The 20623-nt window shown below is 44.1% G+C and carries 16 protein-coding genes and 1 rRNA gene; 13 read left to right on the top strand and 4 right to left on the bottom strand.

Annotation, left to right across the window (positions count from 1 at the left end):
- Window positions 1-150 precede the first annotated feature (150 nt).
- Window positions 151-262 (top strand): 5S ribosomal RNA (gene rrf / locus BMZ72_RS15440).
- A 65-nt stretch (window positions 263-327) separates the two neighbouring features.
- On the opposite strand, the gene BMZ72_RS15435 is transcribed toward rrf, so the two are convergent.
- The 3 genes from BMZ72_RS15435 to BMZ72_RS15425 form a co-directional block, all read right to left on the bottom strand.
- Window positions 328-1152: a hypothetical protein gene (locus BMZ72_RS15435; RefSeq protein WP_089809746.1), complete on the bottom strand. Its 825-nt coding sequence runs from the start codon at window positions 1150-1152 to the stop codon at window positions 328-330.
- A 27-nt stretch (window positions 1153-1179) separates the two neighbouring features.
- Window positions 1180-2202, bottom strand: coding sequence for a LacI family DNA-binding transcriptional regulator (locus BMZ72_RS15430; RefSeq protein WP_089809744.1), 1023 nt, complete (start codon window positions 2200-2202; stop codon window positions 1180-1182).
- A gap of 149 nt (window positions 2203-2351) precedes the next feature.
- On the bottom strand, window positions 2352-4913 hold the full coding sequence (locus BMZ72_RS15425) for a zinc-dependent metalloprotease (protein WP_089809742.1): 2562 nt from the start codon (window positions 4911-4913) through the stop codon (window positions 2352-2354).
- Window positions 4914-5655: 742 nt separating this feature from the next.
- On the opposite strand from BMZ72_RS15425, the gene BMZ72_RS15420 reads away from it, so the two are divergent.
- The 10 genes from BMZ72_RS15420 to bla all read left to right on the top strand — a co-directional run bounded on the left by BMZ72_RS15420 (window position 5656) and on the right by bla (window position 16838).
- Entirely contained in the window at window positions 5656-6516 is an 861-nt protein-coding gene (locus BMZ72_RS15420) for a MotA/TolQ/ExbB proton channel family protein (protein WP_089809740.1), read from the top strand.
- Window positions 6517-6587: 71 nt separating this feature from the next.
- Entirely contained in the window at window positions 6588-7241 is a 654-nt protein-coding gene (locus BMZ72_RS15415) for an ExbD/TolR family protein (protein ID WP_089809737.1), read from the top strand.
- A 71-nt stretch (window positions 7242-7312) separates the two neighbouring features.
- On the top strand, window positions 7313-7906 hold the full coding sequence (locus BMZ72_RS15410) for an ExbD/TolR family protein (RefSeq protein ID WP_089809735.1): 594 nt from the start codon (window positions 7313-7315) through the stop codon (window positions 7904-7906).
- A 42-nt stretch (window positions 7907-7948) separates the two neighbouring features.
- Window positions 7949-8788: an energy transducer TonB gene (locus tag BMZ72_RS15405; RefSeq protein WP_012789102.1), complete on the top strand. Its 840-nt coding sequence runs from the start codon at window positions 7949-7951 to the stop codon at window positions 8786-8788.
- Window positions 8789-8885: 97 nt separating this feature from the next.
- Complete coding sequence (gene mnmE / locus BMZ72_RS15400) at window positions 8886-10271, top strand: tRNA uridine-5-carboxymethylaminomethyl(34) synthesis GTPase MnmE (RefSeq protein WP_089809733.1); 1386 nt, start codon at window positions 8886-8888, stop codon at window positions 10269-10271.
- 207 nt (window positions 10272-10478) lie between these two features.
- Entirely contained in the window at window positions 10479-10703 is a 225-nt protein-coding gene (locus BMZ72_RS15395; RefSeq protein ID WP_089809731.1) for a hypothetical protein, read from the top strand.
- Window positions 10704-10898: 195 nt separating this feature from the next.
- Complete coding sequence (locus BMZ72_RS15390; protein ID WP_089809730.1) at window positions 10899-12032, top strand: L-dopachrome tautomerase-related protein; 1134 nt, start codon at window positions 10899-10901, stop codon at window positions 12030-12032.
- A gap of 11 nt (window positions 12033-12043) precedes the next feature.
- Window positions 12044-13120 (top strand): L-dopachrome tautomerase-related protein, encoded by a 1077-nt coding sequence (locus BMZ72_RS15385; RefSeq protein WP_089809727.1) that lies wholly within the window; start codon window positions 12044-12046, stop codon window positions 13118-13120.
- A gap of 172 nt (window positions 13121-13292) precedes the next feature.
- Entirely contained in the window at window positions 13293-15926 is a 2634-nt protein-coding gene (locus tag BMZ72_RS15380; RefSeq protein WP_089809726.1) for a non-ribosomal peptide synthetase, read from the top strand.
- Between the two features lie 27 nt (window positions 15927-15953).
- Window positions 15954-16838 (top strand): class A beta-lactamase, subclass A2, encoded by an 885-nt coding sequence (gene bla, locus BMZ72_RS15375; protein ID WP_089809724.1) that lies wholly within the window; start codon window positions 15954-15956, stop codon window positions 16836-16838.
- Here bla and BMZ72_RS15370 read toward each other — a convergent pair.
- On the bottom strand, window positions 16831-19947 hold the full coding sequence (locus BMZ72_RS15370; protein WP_089809722.1) for a lantibiotic dehydratase: 3117 nt from the start codon (window positions 19945-19947) through the stop codon (window positions 16831-16833). The genes bla and BMZ72_RS15370 overlap by 8 nt on opposite strands.
- A 237-nt stretch (window positions 19948-20184) precedes the next feature.
- Here BMZ72_RS15370 and BMZ72_RS36570 point away from each other — a divergent pair, with 237 nt between their 5' ends.
- Entirely contained in the window at window positions 20185-20343 is a 159-nt protein-coding gene (locus BMZ72_RS36570) for a hypothetical protein (RefSeq protein ID WP_012789110.1), read from the top strand.
- Between the two features lie 37 nt (window positions 20344-20380).
- Window positions 20381-20569 carry a hypothetical protein gene (locus BMZ72_RS15365; protein ID WP_012789111.1) on the top strand — a complete coding sequence of 63 codons (189 nt, stop codon included), beginning with the start codon at window positions 20381-20383 and terminating at the stop codon, window positions 20567-20569.
- Window positions 20570-20623: the final 54 nt, after the last annotated feature.

The raw sequence follows: 20623 nt of genomic DNA, 5'->3' as shown, positions 1-20623 counted from the left end.
CGAAGCCGAGTAGTACTAATTGCCCGTAAGCTTTAATTTTATTTTTTTTGTATAGACTATTACAATTTCCCAATATGTTACCTTATTGGTCTTTGGTCAGAATAACGCTGCAATAGTGCTGATTGAAAGACGAGATCATACTAAAGATCTTATGGTGGTTTTGCCAAGGGTGTTCACCTCTTCCCATTCCGAACAGAGAAGTTAAGCCCCTTATGGCCGATGGTACTGCACAACCATGCGGGAGAGTAGGTAGCTGCCATATTTATTGAGAAAGCTCCGGACGAAAGTCTCGGAGCTTTTTTATTTTATACCTGTTTGTGATCCTCGTTATTTCCTTTTCTTTCTGAAATCATCATACCAGTGTGCAATATTGATGGAAGCCCCCATGCCAAAAGCGACTGGTTGAAAATATTCATTGAACTCATATCCACCGTAGGTGTCATCATTTAGCAACAGCGAAAACATCAGCTGCATCTGAAATTTTACGTACTTATAGCCTACACGGAACGTAAATGCAGGTTCATAAAAAGGCAACGTCTTCGTACCGATGCTCATATAATTGATCCTGCGGTCAGGTTCGTTTTCAAATGCTTTCGCACCAGCATACAGACTATAGAATTTCAGGATTGAAAAGCGGGAAGTAAAAGCAGCCTCAATAACCGGATGTGAAAAGCCAATACCGGGCTGAATAAAAAACTTATTGAAATAAGAGCGTAAAAGATAGTCATTCCGGATGGCGTCAGGGGTATTCTCATAGCCCCTTTCAAGCGTTTTAAATGAGCCATTACCATAGCCGGCATAAACATCAAAGACCATTCTCTTTTTAGGATCAAGTGGCTTAAAAAAGCCTACAGCACCCTCCAGCACACCTCCCCTGGTATTATCATCTACAAAGAGATCTTCGCCGTCTGAGTCCTCTATATTGATATTATAGTCGTAGACATACTGGCCATTTGCCATAACAGCAATGTTATTGCTTACGGCAAATGCCGCCTGGAAGTTGGTGGGAGAGACACTTCCGTTGAATTCATGCTTTTCCTTCAGCAGAGGTTCATTGACAGTATTAGGGACGTAAATATGGCTGTTGCACGCAGATAGGATCAACAGCAGGCTGCAACATGCAGTAGCAGGCAGGTTGAAATAGTTTCGCATAACGTAGTGGGTTTAAGCGGTTACTGTTTACTCGCTGGATTCCCTTTCAATCAGTTCAACAGGAAATACAAAGTGTTTGGTGATCTTCATGGTGTCTCCATAATTGATCAGTTTCACAATAGTATCTACTGCTTTCTGGCCCATCTTGTATCCGGATTGTTCGATAGTAGTGAGTGCCGGGGTAATGATTCGTGATGACTGGTCATTGGAATAACCTACTACTTTGAGCTGTTCGGGAATATTAACGCGTTGTCGTTTGGCTTCCTGGATGAAGGCTACTGCTGATGTATCGTTTGCAGCAAACAACCCGTCAGGTCTTTCTGTCGCGGACAGTAATTCCTGCGAAGCGGTAGTAGCAGCTTCTGATGTGAGGTTATGCACATAGAGCAGTTGCTCATCAAAAGGTATATCATATTTTTCCAGTGCAGCCTTATAGCCGCTCAGGCGCTGCTGATAGAGATTGCAGCTAAGTATACCTGAGAATAATGCGATACGTTTACAACCTTGTCTGATCAGGTGTTCAGTAGCCAGAAATCCTCCTTTGAAGTCATCTCCGGTAATGGTATAACCTGGGAATTCCGCTGGAACGCGGTCATAGAAAACCAGTGGAATATTATTCTTTATGAATGGAGTAAAATGTTCATAGTGGGTAGTGTACATGGACGATACAGCAAGTAAACCGTCTACGCGAAGAGAGAAGAATGTATTGACAAGTTCTTTCTCCATTTCAACAGTATCGTCAGACTGACCTATCACAATACTAAAGCCATACTTATGTGCTTCGTGTTGTATACCGCTGATGGCTGTACTTTGAAAATACATGGAAGTACGTGGTACAATGAGTCCCAGAATGTTGGAGCGGTTCTTACGCAGACTGGATGCGATCCAGTTAGGTACATAGCCCATTTCGGTGGCCGTCTGGCGTACCTTGTCTCTGGTTTCCTGGTTGATCAGCTTATTGTTCTGCAATGCTCTCGATACCGTGGAAGCAGATAGGTTCAGCACTCTGGCAATGTCGTAGATAGTAATCTTAGTACTTCGTTCTTTCACATTCTTGAGGTTCAGTATATAAATATAGCGATATATTGAGCAACTTTTGTAACAAGCAACAGCATTATTTTCATAGCGTTAAATATTATCAGTATAAAAGCAGAAAGGCTCCCACATGGGAGCCTTTCTGCTTTTATACTGATACATGATCATTTAGGTTCAAGTGCCTGGCTGATTCTTTCAGCAAGATCGCTCAGGTGATAACGACTCAGCGGATCCTGTATAGTTGTAGCAGCGGCACGGATATCGGTGCGCAGAGATACAAGATGCGCACGTGCAATACTGCTCACATCTGATTTTGTCGGATCTGCAGGAGCAGGGCCGAACATGATAATCATGCCACCCATGGAAGACTGGTCTTTAGAAGCCAGCAGCTGAATAACATGGTCAACATATGATTTCTGCAGGTTACGGCGGAATACGTCGATGTTCTTTCTGCTGTATACTTCGCTGAAGATTCCTTTTTTCACATCATTCAGGAATGCGGTCGCCTGGTAACTACCCGCACCATCATTTGCTTCATTGTTGATCAGCTTTACGAGTGTATTAGCACTCAGTATACGGTCTAATACCGGTGTCTGACGAGCGCCAACAATAGTGGTTGCATTATTACCTGTACGGGATAAGATATCCTTATCAAGTAACCATTTAGGTGTGGTGAATACCTGATCGTTCAGGAACTGAACAGCTTCCAGCTGTATTGCTTTCGGAACCGCTTCATATACACCACCTTCCTGTTCTACGGTTTTAGGTGTTTCGTATATACCGCCGATGTTCTTGGCGACATGTCCGAGATAACGGCCGAACTGTGTATTCACTTCACGATAGAGTTCTGTAAGATTACCATAACCTTCGTTCTCTTCTTTCGTCCAGGTCAGGAGGTTAGGCATGATACGTTGCAGGTTTTTGATACCATATACGCCTGATTTCATTGCATTGTCACCAAGATCTTCGTTTTGTGATCTTGGATCATCAGGGTTCATTTCTGTACCAAACCAGTATTTCTTTTCTTTCAGTTTTTCAACAGTCCATTTATTAAGTACTGCTTTTTCAGCATCCGCTGTAGTTGCATCAGGGATCAGTTTATACCCCCATTCAATTGCCCATTTATCATAGAAGTTGATACGAGGGTAAAGATCAGCGCCGGAGATACCATCTTCTGGCTGCGCCACGTAGTTGAAACGGGCATAGTCCATAATAGAGGCAGCGAAGCCATTTTCCTTTGTCCATGCTTTATCCCTTAATTTCTCGGTAGGGTAGGTGGAGCTGGAACCGAAGTTGTGACGCAGACCCAACGTATGACCTACTTCGTGAGAGGATACAAATCTGATCAGTTCACCCATCAGCTGGTCATCAAACTGCATTTTACGTGCACGGGGATCATTAGGCGCACACTGTATAAAGTACCAGTTACGCAGTAAACGCATCACGTTGTGATACCAGTTAATATGGCTCTCCATGATCTCACCGGAACGCGGATCATGAATATGAGGACCACTTGCGTTAGGAATGTCAGAAGGTTTATAAACGATTGCTGAGAAGCGCGCGTCCTCCAGGCTCCAGGTAGAATCTTCTTCACGGGTAGGCGCTACTTTAGCGACAACAGCATTTTTGAAACCTGCTTTTTCAAAGGCTGCCTGCCAGTCATTTACACCCTGGATTAAGTATGGTACCCATTTTTTGGGTGTAGCAGGATCTATATAAAATATGATAGGCTTTAGGGGTTCCACGAGTTCCCCGCGTTTATATCTCTCGAGATCTTCAGGCTTAGGCTCGAGTCTCCAGCGGGTAACCATGGAAAGGCGTTTAACACCTTGTGGATCCAGGTCAAAGTCAGTTACAGAAGTCGTAAAGTAACCCACACGTGGATCAAAGTATCTGGCTTTCATTGGTACTGCGGGGAGCAGGATCATAGATGAATTCAGCTCCAGTGTGGCGTTTCCGCCCTGTACCGGCATACCTGGCCCAGGCTGGCCACCCGATTTGGAATAAGTTTTTACTGTTTTGATCTCTGTATTGATAGGGTAGGATTTAACATCTACTATATATGACTTATCCTGCTGAACGGCACCAAGTTTGAACATGCCTTTCACACGGGAGTCAAAGAAGAAGATATCGTTATCTCCCTGGATGTATTCTGTAAGATCGATCACAGTGCTTTTCCCTTTTTCAGAGAAGGCTTTGATATCAAACGCAGCTGCAATGGGTTGTATGTTGGAATTCATTACAGCGTTAAACATTGGCTGACTGGAATCTCTGGAGATTTCAGAATAGGAAATGTTCTTCAGGAAGATGCGGTTGTTGGGTCCTTTTTCAAAGCGGATCACGTTTTCACCGATTTCATCCCCACTGTATCCCATCATAGCAGCACGCAGGCCGGCAGCTGATTTAGAGATACGGTTAACAACGAGAATGTCTCTTCCAAGGAGGGAGTCAGCTATTTCAAAAAATACCTTGTCATCCTGCTTATAGATATTGAACAGACCGGAATCTGCTACAGCAGCTGATGTAATGACTTCGCTGAATTTTTTGGGAGCTGTTTTAGGACCGCTTTTAGCGGGCATAGGTGGACGTGCAGTCGAATCTTTAGCGGGAATAGGTTCCTGTTGGGTCTTCTTTCGCTTTTGTGCTATCGACATAGTGTTGATACTCAGTATCAACAGAAGCGTACCAGCTGTTGTGGCGACGGTACGGATGGTGTTTTTCTTCATTTGCGTTTATTAAAAAAGGTCGGTTTAAACAAGATTTTGGCAGGTAGTGTTGAAAATACACATATTAAGCAGTAACTTATCGGGGAATTCCATGAACGTTTAAAATGTTACAGGAATGGAGATCGGGGGAATAAGCAGATGCCAGGGGGATGAAAAATAATAGCGTCGTGTTTATGAATAAATTTGTTGATATGGTATCTTTTATGCTTATATTACAGAGTGAATGAAACGCAGCAATGGCACTGTTACAAACGTTTTTCACCGGACAATGAAGATTTTGTTCCACGTAAAAAAGGGTGAAACAGATATGTAACAGGCTGTGATTGTTTAGCGTTATAAGTAATGCAGAGAAATTGAAAAACGACCCAAAGTGCGGATGGTGGCGGTTAAGAAGAGAAAAATGTCACAGAAAATTTCTGTTGGAACATTTAAAAAATTTCTTAAATTGTGCGTCCAACTTTGAAAAAAATCAATAAATTTCAGGTTCCAAGGATAGTAATCATAAGGGGTGTAACCCAATCTTTGATACAGGTTACAATTGACACATAAAGTGTATGCTCAATAAACAAGTGGATGGAAGGCCGTCTGATGGCGGCTTTCGGTGGCAGCGTTAAATTTTGTGAGTTTTTGAGAGCTGCACTTGTTTTTTTGGGTCAACCGTATAACTTTGCGAATCACGTATTTACATTGCAGAAATAACAAAAAACAATAGTTTAATCTTTAACACTAAAATTCAATCAACATGGCTGAGACTAAAACAACTGTGACTGCAGGTTCTGCCAAAGCAACTTCTAATCAACCTAAAAAGTCATCCAATGTATTCGCATTGCTGGCTGTGCCTATCTGTATCGTTATAGGTGTTCTCTTCTACATCTTTGTATTGGGTAGTCCTGATAACTTCCAGGGAGGTATCAAAGGGGCGAACGCGCATCCAGTTGAAGAAGGTATCGGAAAATGGTTCGCAACAGTTTATCAGGGTGGTGCTATTGTACCTATTCTTATTTCTGTATTACTGATCTGTGTTACTTTCGTAATTGAGCGTTTCCTGTATATCACTAAAGCTAAAGGTAAGTTTAGCGGTGCTGATCTGGTAAGAAGAGTTCAGTTCCACCTGGCTAACAAAAACGTAGACGCAGCTCTGGCTGAGTGCGACAAACAGAAAGGTTCTGTAGGTAACGTAATGAAAGCTGGTCTGAAGAAGTACAAAGAAATGATCACTAACACTGAGCTGGATACTGAGCAGAAGATCCTGACTATCAAAAACGAGATCGAAGAAACAACCGCTCTGGAACTGCCAATGATGGAAAAGAACCTGGTGTTCCTGTCCACTATCGCTTCAGTAGCTACCCTGCTTGGTCTGTTCGGTACAGTATTGGGTATGATCAAATCCTTCTCTGCGATGTCCGCAGGTGGTGCTCCAGATTCTGCTAAACTGGCATTAGGTATCTCCGAGGCGTTGATCAATACCGCTCTGGGTATCGGTACTTCCGCTATCGCGATCATCATGTATAACTTCTTTACTACCAATATCGATGGCATCACTTATGCAATCGACGAGTCTGGTTTCACTTTGACTCAGAGCTTCGCAGCTAACCACAAATAATTTTTTAGATTATTTGTGTGGAAATCGCGCAGTTTTGAATCTATATAAAGTAAACTAAAAAAGGAGTAAAGATGCCTAAAGTTAAAATGCCCAGGAAGAGCACGCTGGTTGATATGACCGCGATGTGTGATGTGGCTTTCTTGCTGCTCACTTTCTTCATGCTGGCTACCAAATTTAAACCGGACGAGCCGGTAACTGTGGTAACTCCGTCTTCCATCAATACTAAACTGCTGCCAGATTCTGATGTAATCTTGTTGACAGTTGATGCCGGCGGTAAAATATTCTTCAGCATGGACGGCCAACCTAAAAGGCAGCAGCTGATTAATGACCTCGACCAACAGTACAAGCTCGGTCTGACCGAAAAGGAAAAAAATAACTTTGTCATTGGCTCCAGCATTGGTACCGATATTAAAAGCCTGAAGACTTACCTCGACATGAAACCTGAAGAGCGTAAGAAAAATGGTCTTGAAAAAGGTATCCCTTCTGACTCTGCCAATAATGAAGTTGCTGTATGGATCGAGTATGCAAGATCTGCACAGGGTGGAAACCCTAAACTGCAGTACTGTATCAAAGCCGACAATGGTACCCCTTATCCTGTGATTAAGGATATCCTGGATACCTTCAAGGAGAAGAAGATTCAGAAGCTGAACCTGGTTACGAACCTGGAAGCTGCACCTGCAGGATCTGCAGCAGCGATAGCTCGTGCCGAAGGAAAAGAAGACTAACAGATTTCAAGTAAACGGCAGGCAGCGCTGAGGCACTGAGTTGCTATTGAAAACTAAAAAAAAGAGCTACTATGGCAGAAATGGATACCAGCAGTAGTGGTGGGAAAGGTAAACACCAGGGTACGAAATCCAAGAAGCAGTCTACACGCGTAGACATGACTCCAATGGTGGATCTCGGCTTTCTGCTAATCACTTTCTTCATGTTGACTACGACCATGAGCAAGCCCAAAACAATGGACTTGATCATGCCGAAAGATACGAAGGACGAGAAAGAGCAGAACAAGGTAAAAGAAAGTACTGCACTCACTATACTGCTTGGAAAAAAAGATCGCGTATACTACTACGAAGGTCTTGCACAGGACCCGAATGCTTCGGCAAATCCTGAATTTTTCAAAGCAACTACGTTTGCTAATACTGGCGGCATCAGAGATGTAATTATCAAAAAGCGTGATGAGGTTGCTCAATTAAGGAACTCAAAGGGAGAGCCTGAAGATGTGGTGATCATCATTAAAGCTGATAATGATGCTACATACAAGGATTTCGTTGACATTCTGGACGAAATGGCCATTAACCGCATTCAACGTTATGCTACAGTTGACATCAGCGATCAGGATAAAACCTGGATCCAGCAGACTGAAGCAGCTAACGGCGGTGGCTCCAAGTAATTTAGAAACAATCTCTTTGTATCCATCCTTAAAATTTAAACAATGGATTCCGCTAAAGTCTTAAAGTCCGATTTTCTGGATATCCTGTTTGAGAACAGGAATAAGGAATATGGGGCTTATGACCTCAGAAGACAATACGACAAAAGGGTTCGTAACGCCGTTATCGGTAGTGCTGCACTGATGTTGGTTGTAATCGCAGGTTATGCAATCAGTAATTATATCAACAAATTAGAACGGGAAAATCCTGATAGGAAACCTGTTATAGAGCAGATCAAAATGGAGGACGTGAAGATTCCGGATGATCCGAAAACTCCACCTCCGCCTCCACCGCCACCTGCTCCACCGCCACCGGTGAAACCATCCGTACAATTCACTCCTCCTGTAATCAAGAAGGATGAAGAAGTTCCAGAGGATGAAGTACCGCCTAAAATCAAAGAAATTGAGAATAAGGCAATCAGTACTAAAACTGTAGAAGGTGATCCTAACGGTATCGATCCGGGATTACTGGAAGATAGTAAAGGTACAGGTGTGGTAGAAGCTCCTCCTCCTCCTCCGAAAGAAGAGATCTTCACTTTCGTAGAACAGCCGCCTACCTTCCCTGGTGGTGAGGAAGCGCTGGCTAAGTTCCTGAGCAAAAACATCCACTATCCTCGCGTTGCGCAGGAAAATGCGATCTCAGGTACTGTGTTCGTACAGTTCGTAGTAGACTCAGAAGGTAACATCAAAGATGTGAAAACTGTAGGCGCTGCGAAAGGTGGTGGTCTGGAAGAAGAAGCGATCCGTGTGGTAAAAATAATGCCTAAATGGAAAGCTGGTAAACAGAACGGCCGTCAGGTATCTGTACAGTTCAACCTGCCTATCCGCTTTACGCTGCAAGAGTAGCAGAGAGCTAAGGATATTTATCAAAACCCGGTCCCGGCATAGCCAGGACCGGGTTTTTCTATTTATTGGTATATTGCTGCCTGAATTGTGAAAAATTATGTTAGGGAATAATCTTACAGGATACGATGATACGATAGTGGCCCTGGCTACAGCGCCAGGAATAGGAGCAATAGCAGTGATCCGCCTGAATGGCACAAGAGCTATTGATATCTGTAACTCTTTATTCCCCTCCAAAGATCTCCATCAGCAACCTGGCCATACCCTCCATTTCGGAGCTATCGTTGACCGTGGACGCACTATCGATGAAGTAGTAGTCAGCCTGTATAAAGCACCCCGCTCTTATACCGGTGAAGAGATCGTGGAAATCTCCTGTCACGGTTCCCCTTACATCCAGCAACAGATCATAGATGCCTGTATCCATGCCGGCGCCCGTATGGCAAAACCAGGAGAATATACCCTGCGCGCCTTCCTGAACGGCAAACTGGACCTTACACAGGCAGAGTCAGTAGCTGACCTTATCGCCAGTAATTCCGCCGCCAGTCACCAGACGGCCATGCAGCAAATGAGAGGAGGCTTTTCTAAAGAACTGTATGCTCTCCGGGAACAGCTGATCAGCTTTTCAGCACTCATTGAACTGGAACTGGATTTTAGCCAGGAAGACGTGGAATTTGCAGACCGTACACAACTATATCGTCTTATTAATGAAGCCAATGAAGTTGTTCAGCACCTGGTAGACTCCTTCCGTATGGGAAATGTTATCAAAAACGGTGTTAATACCGCTATTGTGGGCAAACCCAATGCTGGTAAGTCTACTTTGCTGAATACGCTGCTGAATGAAAATAGGGCCATTGTAAGCGATATTGCCGGTACTACCCGTGATACTATTGAAGAGGTCTTAAATATCCAGGGGGTGTTGTTCCGTCTTATCGACACTGCAGGTATCCGCGAAAGTGCAGATGTGATCGAAAGTATCGGCGTGCAAAAGACCATGGAAAAGATCAGGGAGGCAGGGGTGGTATTGTATCTCTTTGATGTAAATGAAACATCACTGCCAGAACTCCAGGCCCAGGTAGATACCTTCATCAATGAAGGAATCAACTATCTGCTGATCGGTAATAAGACAGATATCAGCGGACTCGCCGCCATGCAGGAGAAATTTGCCACTGTCGAAGGGATACTGTACATATCTGCAAAACAGCATGAACACATACAGGAATTAAAAGATCGTCTTGTACAGAAAGTAATGAGCGGTGATATCAACACAGAAGATACGATCGTCACAAACGCCCGTCACTATGCTGCCTTGCAGGAAGTATTAAAAGCCTTGCAGGATGTGCAATTCGGGCTGGATAGCCAGTTGCCGGGTGATTTGTTGTCACTGGATATCAGAAGGTGTCTGCATTATCTCGGCGAGATAACAGGACAGATCACCAATGAAGACCAGCTTGATTTTATATTCAGTAAGTTTTGTATTGGAAAATAAATTCCGATTTCATCAGATAAAAAAATTACAAAGAGGAGCTGTTGTTCAACAGCTCCTCTTTGCATAAAATCGTAAAGCATACCAATTCTTCCTACAAACATTTATTAATAAGCCGTACAATGAAATACCTGATCAGGCTTATTATCTGTACGATTTCCTCTAACTATCTACAGGCATAAACAGAAGTGCGATCTGGCAATAGACATCATGGAAAGGCATCAGTTGACAAGCCCTATCCCCCGTCGTGTGGCATCCGGAGAAAATACCACCTTCGGTTATTTTGAAATGCAGAAATCAGCAGTCGTGCAATTACATCAACATCAGCATGAACAACACACATTCATACTAAAAGGCAGTTTACGTGCCACGATCCGCAGTAGTAAAGGCAGGCTATGTCATATTCATACCAGTAAATATTCCGCATTTCTTTGAATTTCTGGAAGAGGGTATGATCGGTCTGGATTTTCCTGCGCCTTGATGGGAAGACAGGATAAGAGGAACGGATTAATATTTTATAGCTCCCACTGACATACACCAGACAACCCGTATTTCTACCTGATATACCCATAAACATACCACTCGCTACTCCTCATTTCGCCTCATTTTTGTATCGTAAAATAAGTAATCATGAAAACGTATATCATCACCTATATAAGCGTCCTCACGCTAGTGCTGGCCGCCTGTACTAACTCGTCTAAACAGCAGTCTGCCACAGAAGATTCAACGCAAAGCATCGGTGAAACACCTGCAGTACTGGAAGAAGTATTTGCTGACAGTACTTATCAGCTAACCGGCGTTGCAGTCGCTGCTGATGGCAGATTATTCACAAACTATCCTTACTGGCTGGATAAACACAGTTACTCCGTAGCGGAAATAAAAGACGGAAAACCAGTTCCTTATCCGGATGCTGCATGGAACAGCTTTAAGAAAGGCGATAATGGAGAACATAAATTCGTGTGTGTACAGGCGGTGGTAGCTGATGATAAAGGTTATCTCTGGGTAGTGGATGCAGCGGGTATCGGACTCGGTTCTGTTTATCAACACAGCAATAAAGTTGTAAAGATTAATCTTGCTACAAATGCAGTAGAACATATCTATCATTTCCCTGATAGTGTCACAGCAAATGATAGTTATATCAACGATATCCGTGTGGATAATGCTAGCGGATTTGCATATATGACCAGCTCTTCAAACGGCGGTATTGTTGTTCTGAATACCAACACAGGACAGTCTCGTTTTGTACTGCACAGTTCCCCTTCTGTATTGTCTGACACTGCTTATCATTTTACCATGGATGGCAGAGAGTTAACTAAAACAGATGGCAGTATCCCTAAGATCAATTCTGATGGTATTGCATTATCTCCGGATAAAGCCTGGCTGTATTATAAACCGCTTACCGATGATAAATTGTATCGTATCAATACGGTATTACTTCGCGATTTTTCCACGCCGGCAGAGAAGATCAACAACAGTGTGGAAGATCTTGGCAAGTTCGTAACTACTGATGGTATGGAATTCGACAGGAATGGTAACCTTTACCTCGGTGATCTGGAGAAAAGCAGTATCGTAAAAATTACACCTGATTTAAAGATGCACACGATCGCAACAGATACCGTAAAACTCTCCTGGCCGGACAGTTACAGTATTTCAGCTGATGGCTATCTGTATATTTCTGCTTCGCAGATAGCACGGATGCCCTGGTTCAACAATAACCAGAATCGCACAGTATATCCTTATAAAATTTTCAGACTGAAACTGTAAGCCGATAGTGTATGAAACGAATGATCTTCACTTTATTTTCTGTAATAATGTCCGCCATCTCTGCAATGGGACAACTGGAAAAAGTAGCTACAGCTGATATGGTCTGGAACGGCGTCACCGTCACTGCCGATAAACGCATTTTCGTTTGCTTCCCACGTATTGAAGGAGATAATGGCATCCGCATAGGAGAGATCTTGTCTGATGGAAAGATCATCCCATATCCTGATGCCGGCTGGAATGACTGGCAAACAGGCACTGCTACTGCTCAAAAATTCGTAAGGACTAATTCTCTGCGAATAGGACCTGATGGATTACTCTGGATAGTAGATACGGGCACGCCTGCAATGGGAGCAGCTCCTTTACCAGATAGCGCTGCCAAGCTTGTTGCCATTGATACCAGAACCAACCATGTAGTTCGTATTATCCCGTTAGCAGGTGTATCTACGAAGACAACATTCATAGACGATCTGCGTATGACCGGAAATACTATTTATCTCACAGACGCAGGATATCCCGCACTGATCGTAATGGATAAAACAAACGGACAGGGCAGGAGAGTACTGGAACATCATCCATCTACAACAGATGAAAAAGCAATATGGGCAGAAGGGCATGTCATGAAAGATAAAAGTGGAAGAGAAGTACATATTCACGCGGATCAGCTCGAAATTTCTCCGGATGGGAAATGGTTGTATTTTCAGGCAGTAAGCGGCCCGTTGTGGAAGGTTGAAACCAGGTTCCTTAATGATTCAAGGCTGCCGGAAAAAGAGCTCCAACGCCATGTGACACTCTTTTATCAGACGCCATCAACAGGTGGAACTGCAATAGATGCAGCAGGTAATATCTATGTAAGTGATGTGAATAACCAGCAGATCATTCGCATCTCTCCGGAAGGGAAAAAACGGGTTATTGTACAGGATAAACGCCTGAGCTGGTGTGACGCATTATGGATCGATGAACAAGGATATCTCTGGATGCCTGCCGGACAACTACATTTACTGGCGCCATTTCAACAAGGTGTGAATAAAGTAAAACTGCCTGTCATGATCTACAAAATGAAAATTGACGCAAAGCCTTTCAGTAGCTGAAGATCTTAGAATATTCATATGAGGTTACAGGATGCTACCTGTAACCTTTTTCATTTAGGACATCCCGATCAGACCTGCTTACATAAGTATATTTCTCCATCATAATAAACTAATTCTACTTTCCGTTGTTTAAAGAGTATAATCAGCATGTTACATTTATATCTGGGAATCTATGTCGGAGAGACAAGTAACACATGAACGGAATCCCACACCTACATCGGAAACTCGCATTTCAAATCCACTGGACTTACGTTCTCTACAGGAACTCATCCATGAAAAAGCGTTGCTCTACCCCGATAAGTCTGCATTGCGCTTCAGGGATCATGTAATAACATATCATAAATTAAATAATTCTGCAAACCAATTTGCCAGACTACTGGCCGATTATGGTATTCATAAGGGTGCTATAGTCGGGCTTGCTGTAGATCGTTCTCCGGAAATGCTCTACTGTATGCTGGCTATTGTAAAGGCTGGTGCGACTTATCTGCCACTAGACCCTGAATATCCACAGGCAAGGATTGAATTTATGCTTCAGGACGCCGGAGCAGCTTACCTGATCACCTCTGAAAAATATAGCGGCAGGTTTCAGACGAAAGCGCGGGAGATATTAATGGAAGACCTGCAGCGGCAGGCGCCACAATATGATGTAGCACCACCGGATGTCGCGATTACGATGCAGGACGTAGTCTATGTGTTATACACATCAGGCTCTACAGGGCAACCTAAAGGTGTACAGATCACACAGCTGGGACTGGTTAATTTCCTGATAGGTATGTTGAAAGAACCGGGTCTTGACCAACATGATAAGGTACTTGCGCTAACGACTATTTCCTTTGATATATCCGGACTTGAATTATATCTACCGCTACTCGTCGGTGCGGAAGTTATCCTGACGGATGTGCAGACTTCCAGGGATACGCGCCATCTGATGGAGATTGTCAGGCAACAGGGCGTAACCGTCATGCAGGCTACTCCAGCTACCTGGAGAATGATGCTTGAATCTGCCTGGGAGGATCGCCTTCCATTGAAGGCTCTGATAGGAGGAGAAGCCCTGTCTAAAAAACTGGCGGAAAGGCTGCTTGAAAAATGTGACGGTCTCTGGAATATGTACGGTCCTACAGAAACCACTGTATGGGCTACACTGAAAAAGATCAGGATAGATGATGAAATTATTACCGTCGGCCGGCCGATAGAGAATATGTTTGCTTACATCCTGGATAACCAGCTCAGAAAAGTACCAGACGGTACCGTGGGTGAAATATTTATTGGAGGGGTAGGTGTCGGAGTGGGGTATCTGAACAGGCCGGAGCTAAATGAAGAACGTTTTATGTCAGATCCTTTTTCTCCCTTACCTGGCGCCCGGATGTATAAAACAGGAGATCTTGGAAGGATTGTTAATGGGGGAGAGATTCAGTGTCTCGGCAGAATGGATCATCAGGTGAAGATCAGAGGATATCGGATTGAGCTGGGAGAAGTGGAACATGCACTGGGTAAACAGACCGGTATCAAGGATGTGGTCGTATTACCCAAAGATGAGCGGCTGATTGCTTATGTCGTTCAGGAGAATGGTGCGCCTGCCAATTTCTCTGCCTGGCAACAGGCGTTAAAAACGTCACTGCCGGAATATATGGTTCCGAGCAACTTTGTATTGTTACCCAGATTTCCTTTGTCTCCCAACGGGAAGGTAGACCGGAATGCGCTGGAAGCTATGGGACAGGAAATAGAGAAAGCTAATCGTGTATATACAGCTCCCCGTAGCGAACAGGAAAAGTTGATTGTAAAGATCTGGGGTGATTATCTCTATGTCGGGAAAATAGGTATAAAAGACGATTTCTTTGAATTAGGAGGCACCTCCATCGTCGCTATGCAGATCATGGCACGGATAGAAAAAGAGACCGGAAAAAGACTCCCGCTGGCCAGTCTTTTCACCGCTAACACCGTTGAGAAATTAGCCACCGAAATGGAACTGGATGATCAATCTATTTCCTGGGATCTGCTCGTTCCTGTTAAACCTACTGGTACCAAACCTCCGATATTTATCGTGAACGGACTGGATATGAATGTGCTGTTCTTCAATAATATCGCCCGTAATATGGATCCTGATCAGCCAGTATATGGTTTTCAGCCCCGCGGACTCAATGGTGTAGACGAGCCTTTCGAAACACTGGAAGATATGGCTGCGGAGTATATCGCCGCACTACTCGAAAGAGACTTCCCTGATGGGTATGCACTGGCGGGATATTCTTACGGCGGAGTGGTGGCCTATGAAATGAGCCGGCAATTACAGGCCATGGGAAAGAAAGTAAAAATGCTGGCCATGTTTGATACCTACGCCTACAACAAAGGCCACTTTGAAATGGGCATGCCGAAGTACATCCGTAAGATCAAACGGCAGTTTCCTAAATTCCTTTTTATTACGCAATCTTTAATCCGGCATCCAAAGGAAACGCTGGACTATCAACAAGCTTTTTTTGTAAGGAAATACAATGAGTTAGCCGTCTATATCGGACTGCAAAGACCGCCCGAATCTGATAGCGCAGAAGATAAGATCAATGAGAAGTACGAAGCTGCTTATCGCAAATACCATATGCAGACATCTGACGCATGCGCTATTGATCTGTTCCGTGTAGATACCCGTCTTTATTATTTAGATGATCCGCTTTATCTCGGATGGAAGCCCTATGCATTGAAAGGGATCAACGTGCATGATGTAAAAGGTGACCACAAAACATTTCTCATGCCACCTAATGATAAAGATTTCGCTATCTTGCTGCAACAATTGGTAGATGAGCGAATGAAAGCCTGACGCCAGTTGCAAAAACTGATGACCTAAATGAAAAATCGTATCCTATCGTGCTCCTTAGCACTGCCATTCCTGTTGTTAAGTTTACACAGCTCCGCACAGGACAATACCAGACAAAAAGTAAATGAGATTGCAGCTACCGCCCGTGGACATGTGGGTATGGCAATGATGTCCCTGGAAAGTGGAGACACCATGACGCTCAACGGAAATGACCATTTCCCGATGCAGAGCGTATTTAAAGTACCGTTGGCGATCGCTGTACTGGATCAGGTAGATAAAGGCAAATTGTCACTCGATCAGGTGATTCATATCACGAAGAAAGAATTACTGCCCTTCACCTGGAGTCCGATAAGAGAAAAGTATCCGGAAGGAACTGATCTGAAACTGAGAGAAGTATTGGCTTATACCGTATCACAGAGTGACAACAACGGTTGCGATATTTTATTTAATCTGGTAGGCGGTACCGCTTACGTTGAACAATATATCCATGGCCTGGGTATCGATAGCATGGCTATCAAAGCAAACGAAGAAAGAATGGCATCAGCATGGAAGGTGCAATATACCAACTGGAGTTCTCCGCTGGCCACATTGCAGTTATTGAAAGGTATCCATACCGGAAAGTACCTGTCTAAGAGCAGCAATGATTTCCTGTTAAAGATCATGAAGGAAACAACCACTGGTCCTAAGAGACTGAGAGGCATGCTGCCTTCAGATGCAGTGGTCGCACATAAAACTGGTTCTTCTGATACAAAAGACGGTTTGACTGCCGCTACCAATGATGCCGGTATTATTACATTACCTGATGGATCGCACCTGGCGATCGTTGTTTTTGTAAGCGATACCAAGGTAAATGAAGCAATCAGGGAAGGTGTTATCGCGAGAATGACCCGCCTTTTCTGGGATGCTGCTAACTAAGCTGCTGCTGCTTTAGCATTGCTACCCTGGATTCATAATATTTACTCAGAAAATGATAGATCACCAGTTCATGTTTCCGTTGATTAGATGACAACATCCTGTTCAGGAACATGTGAATATAGCTGGATAATAAGTCGTCCCATGTGCGAACAGCCACTTCCTGTATAGTGGATCGTATATGGGACGATCTTTTTTGCAGCAACTGAATAGCTTCTTCGATCTCATTATCAGCGTCCTGTTGCGGATCAAGGAAACTACTGATCTGCCGCATATGCTTCCGGTAACCGGTATTCAGTTGTGTCTGCAGCGCCTGACCGCCACCAAATTCCCGGAAGAAGTAGTGTTGTAATCTTTTCAGATAGGTTGATTTATGAGTGAGTGTATATCCGAAATCATCCATCAGCATATCCACGCCACGTATGGCCAGCAACCAGCGGAAATGCTCTCCTTCTTCTCCTTCCAGGAGGTCTATACAACCTAATACTGCTTTGCTGTCATAAGAGAAAATGTGTTCACTGACAGCCATCGTAGTTGCGCCATATCGTTCCAGTTCCCTTACATAGGTATCTGTCTGTATCCTGTGGATCAGTCCCGGATCTATCGTTTCGGCTAAGCGCGCATGTAATGCAGCCAGTACAATTGTCCAGAAGTCTTTGCGCGAAGAATGATGAAAGCGTAACCTGATATGATCTTCCGGATCGGTATACCGGATGAAAAACCATTGGTCAATAATGCCATTTTCCTCCAGTTGCTCCACCAGTGGTTTAATAACGCTTGTCAGTATTTTCTCAGCCGTATTGATCCCCGCATAGATCTTCACATACAGCCACTCACTACCAGGAGGAAAGTGTCTTTGTGTATGGGTTGTTGTCAGTCCCCTTGTTATAGCCGCCGGTTGTACCATACTGCTTTTAAAAGGGAGGATGATCTCATTGGTAAACCTCCCCGCAACTCCCGCTACCCAGCATTGTTCCGGTGTCTGTAACACCTCCTGTAATGTCAGCTGCTCCCTTTTCAACAGGGTTGTCACCAGCAGATGTACACAGGAGGTATTTTCAAGGTCAATAAACAGCTCATTGTCCCCGTCGGCTATACTTATGTACCTGGGAAGCTTTAAGGCTTCTTTTATGGCTGAAAATGCCTGGAAATGTAATTGTACGGAAGCGTTCTTCTGTAGTGCAGGATGATCTTTACTGTGGATAAGCCAGGTAGATTTTTGCAATACGATATCTTTATATCGTACTCTCGGCAGAAACGGTGCCTCTACCGGCAACTGCCATTGCCATCCGGTTGCATGCCGTAATTGCTGGAATTGTAAATCACAGAGGAACTTGTACATAGGTAAACTACCCTTCGTGAAATTATGTGCCGTGCTTAGTCTTGGGATGATCCTTTTATTGAATCGCTTTGAGCGTAATATCACCTGCTCATTTTGTACACACACCATCAGATCCGTCACGGGGATCTGATTTTCCTCCGCAACACTGCCATTGCCCAGATAGACAATTTCATAATCCCGCAGCTGTGGTCTTAACAGAATATTGCCCGTCCTGGCTTCCGGTAAGTGGATAATCTCTGCATAGATCACGTCTGGTTGCTGATCCGCCTCTTCGTCCAGACACTCCCTGACCAGCTCTTTTAATGCCGGATCACCATGACAAAAACGCCCCAGCAGGTTACCCGCCGATGGTCCGCCACAGGAAGTGAAATCAAAGAGATAATCCCCTTTATCCATAGCTGCTGCGCTTTCGCTGACAATACTCCCCATCATATAGAAACTATCAGGAATGGGGACTGTTACTGCAGTAGCGAGACTGTCAATATCCTCATCCGTCAGTACTACTTCTGATTGCTGCGCCTGCAGACAGGCCATATACTGCTTTAGCTGAAATTCCCGCATATTGTTCCAGGGGATCGTATCTGGTGTCCCGGTGGTTTTGGTCACTATCTCTTCCAGTAATGGAGCATAAGCCGCATAATGGCTGGTATAAGCGCCATAACCGATACCGGTCTCTGTATCCAGCGCAAGCGCCAGGGAGATTTCCTGCTCCTCATAACGCTGACTGAAGGCCTTGCAGAATTGCAGCAGATCGCCTTGTTTATTTGCCGCAGATAGTTTCCATAACATTTCCATCTGGGCCTGTATATTATTGATAACAGTGGTGCTGATCGTGTTGGTAGTAGTAGCCAGAAAAAGATCTGTCTGCACCAGGTCTTTATTTTTCGTTTCCGGTAATAACTGCTTTACCAGTGCATGTGTATGCAGATACTTTTCTATACCTGGCTGTGAAACGCCCAGTTGCTCCCGGATAGCATAGAGTACCTCATATACAGGCCGTACGTCTTCCAGCTGGCTCAGTTTATCTATCAGTACATGAAAGAATTCTTCACCGGTAACAGTTGGCTCCAGTTCACTGATCAGTATTTGACTGTCAATTAGTTCATCGATAAATACACGAAATTCTTCTACTGTGATATCATCATCTGTAATATGTTGATAAAGCGCCTCTCTGGTGACTCCTTTCTCCGCCAGTGTCAGTACGTTTTCCAGATAAACGGAATGATTCACCGCCGTCAGATCATACTGACGGAATTTATTCTTTACTGTAAAGGCAGCATAACGATAAGTATCTCCGGTCCGGTAAATGGAATTATTAGGGAAATAACGTAGTTGCTCCTGTACAGCTGGTATGCGTGCGATCGTCTCCGCCAGTTCGGCGACATAATTCATATCCAGGCGGCAATGCTGTTTATGTGCCTCGACAGGTTGTATGTACACGTCTGTGACTGATCCTGTATAGCCGGTACTGCAACCGGCAAACAATCCATAAGGCGTGCAACGGGTGCTCATCCGTAAAAGGTAGCGGAAGAGCGATAAAACCAGTTTTTCCTGGTCCTTTTCACTAAAAACCTGACCTTCCTGCCATTTCCTCAGTTCACTGCTCAGTTCCGGAGAAGCAATATAGATCGCTTCAGCAAGATAGGGGGTAGTAAATACCTGTTTTATTTCATCAGCCAGCTCTTCGTAAGGCAGCTGTAAAAAGCGGGTTAAAAATTCTACCGGCATCAGCGGAGCCCTGAGCAGGTAAAAGCCTTTATTAGTTATCATAGTGTTCCGGATACAAACAATAAGTTAACTTTTATCCCTATAGGGACAGCCCCCCTTAAAAGGTGATATTTCAATAACTCGAAAAAAAATACAGAAAATCCCCCTTTCCAGTGATAGAGCCGAGCGGCCTTTATCCTTATCTTTAAGAAAGATGAAACCCGGACCCTCATTGCCCACAATAAACCTGACTGCTAAAGAACAGTATTCATTTCTTAATATTTAAACCACTTGTTAACTATGAAAAAAGCGTCAAGCCGTAAGCTGAACCTTGGCAAGATCAAGATCGCCAGACTAAGCACAACAAAGCAGGAAGTTGCCAATCAGCAAGCTAATGCGCCAACTTACACTGGTTGCAGCCTGTTTAAATGTCCTCCTCCTCCGGATGCCAGAAACTAAGTACAGCAGTTTATTCAAAATCTAAAACCGCATTCTTATGAAAAAGAAAGTTGAAAAGAAACTCGATCTCGGTAAGATCAAATTAGCCAGTCTGAACCGTGAAAAACAGGACGCTATGAATGGTGCAGCGTTTGCTCCTACCACTACCGTGCTCTCCTTTAAAGTGTGTACAGACGATATTAGCCAGGGCGCGCCAATTTGCAGCGTAGATTCCTGCCGTTTCTAATTTTACGATCATGGTGCGGCGGTGTAGTAACGCAGACCGCACCATGATTTGTTG

The organism is Chitinophaga sp. YR627, from assembly GCF_900114995.1.
GTDB lineage: Bacteria > Bacteroidota > Bacteroidia > Chitinophagales > Chitinophagaceae > Chitinophaga.
This window is presented reverse-complemented; position numbering and strand designations above follow the sequence as displayed.

Coding starts and splice junctions, on each gene's coding strand:
- BMZ72_RS15405 (WP_012789102.1), top strand. CDS start 7,949: ATGGATTCCGCTAAAGTCTTAAAGTCCGATTTTCTGGATATCCTGTTT.
- BMZ72_RS15410 (WP_089809735.1), top strand. CDS start 7,313: ATGGCAGAAATGGATACCAGCAGTAGTGGTGGGAAAGGTAAACACCAG.
- BMZ72_RS15435 (WP_089809746.1), bottom strand. CDS start 1,152: ATGCGAAACTATTTCAACCTGCCTGCTACTGCATGTTGCAGCCTGCTG.
- bla (WP_089809724.1), top strand. CDS start 15,954: ATGAAAAATCGTATCCTATCGTGCTCCTTAGCACTGCCATTCCTGTTG.
- BMZ72_RS15425 (WP_089809742.1), bottom strand. CDS start 4,913: ATGAAGAAAAACACCATCCGTACCGTCGCCACAACAGCTGGTACGCTT.
- BMZ72_RS15370 (WP_089809722.1), bottom strand. CDS start 19,947: ATGATAACTAATAAAGGCTTTTACCTGCTCAGGGCTCCGCTGATGCCG.
- BMZ72_RS15420 (WP_089809740.1), top strand. CDS start 5,656: ATGGCTGAGACTAAAACAACTGTGACTGCAGGTTCTGCCAAAGCAACT.
- mnmE (WP_089809733.1), top strand. CDS start 8,886: ATGTTAGGGAATAATCTTACAGGATACGATGATACGATAGTGGCCCTG.
- BMZ72_RS15380 (WP_089809726.1), top strand. CDS start 13,293: ATGTCGGAGAGACAAGTAACACATGAACGGAATCCCACACCTACATCG.
- BMZ72_RS36570 (WP_012789110.1), top strand. CDS start 20,185: ATGAAAAAAGCGTCAAGCCGTAAGCTGAACCTTGGCAAGATCAAGATC.
- BMZ72_RS15385 (WP_089809727.1), top strand. CDS start 12,044: ATGAAACGAATGATCTTCACTTTATTTTCTGTAATAATGTCCGCCATC.
- BMZ72_RS15415 (WP_089809737.1), top strand. CDS start 6,588: ATGCCTAAAGTTAAAATGCCCAGGAAGAGCACGCTGGTTGATATGACC.
- BMZ72_RS15365 (WP_012789111.1), top strand. CDS start 20,381: ATGAAAAAGAAAGTTGAAAAGAAACTCGATCTCGGTAAGATCAAATTA.
- BMZ72_RS15395 (WP_089809731.1), top strand. CDS start 10,479: ATGGAAAGGCATCAGTTGACAAGCCCTATCCCCCGTCGTGTGGCATCC.
- BMZ72_RS15390 (WP_089809730.1), top strand. CDS start 10,899: ATGAAAACGTATATCATCACCTATATAAGCGTCCTCACGCTAGTGCTG.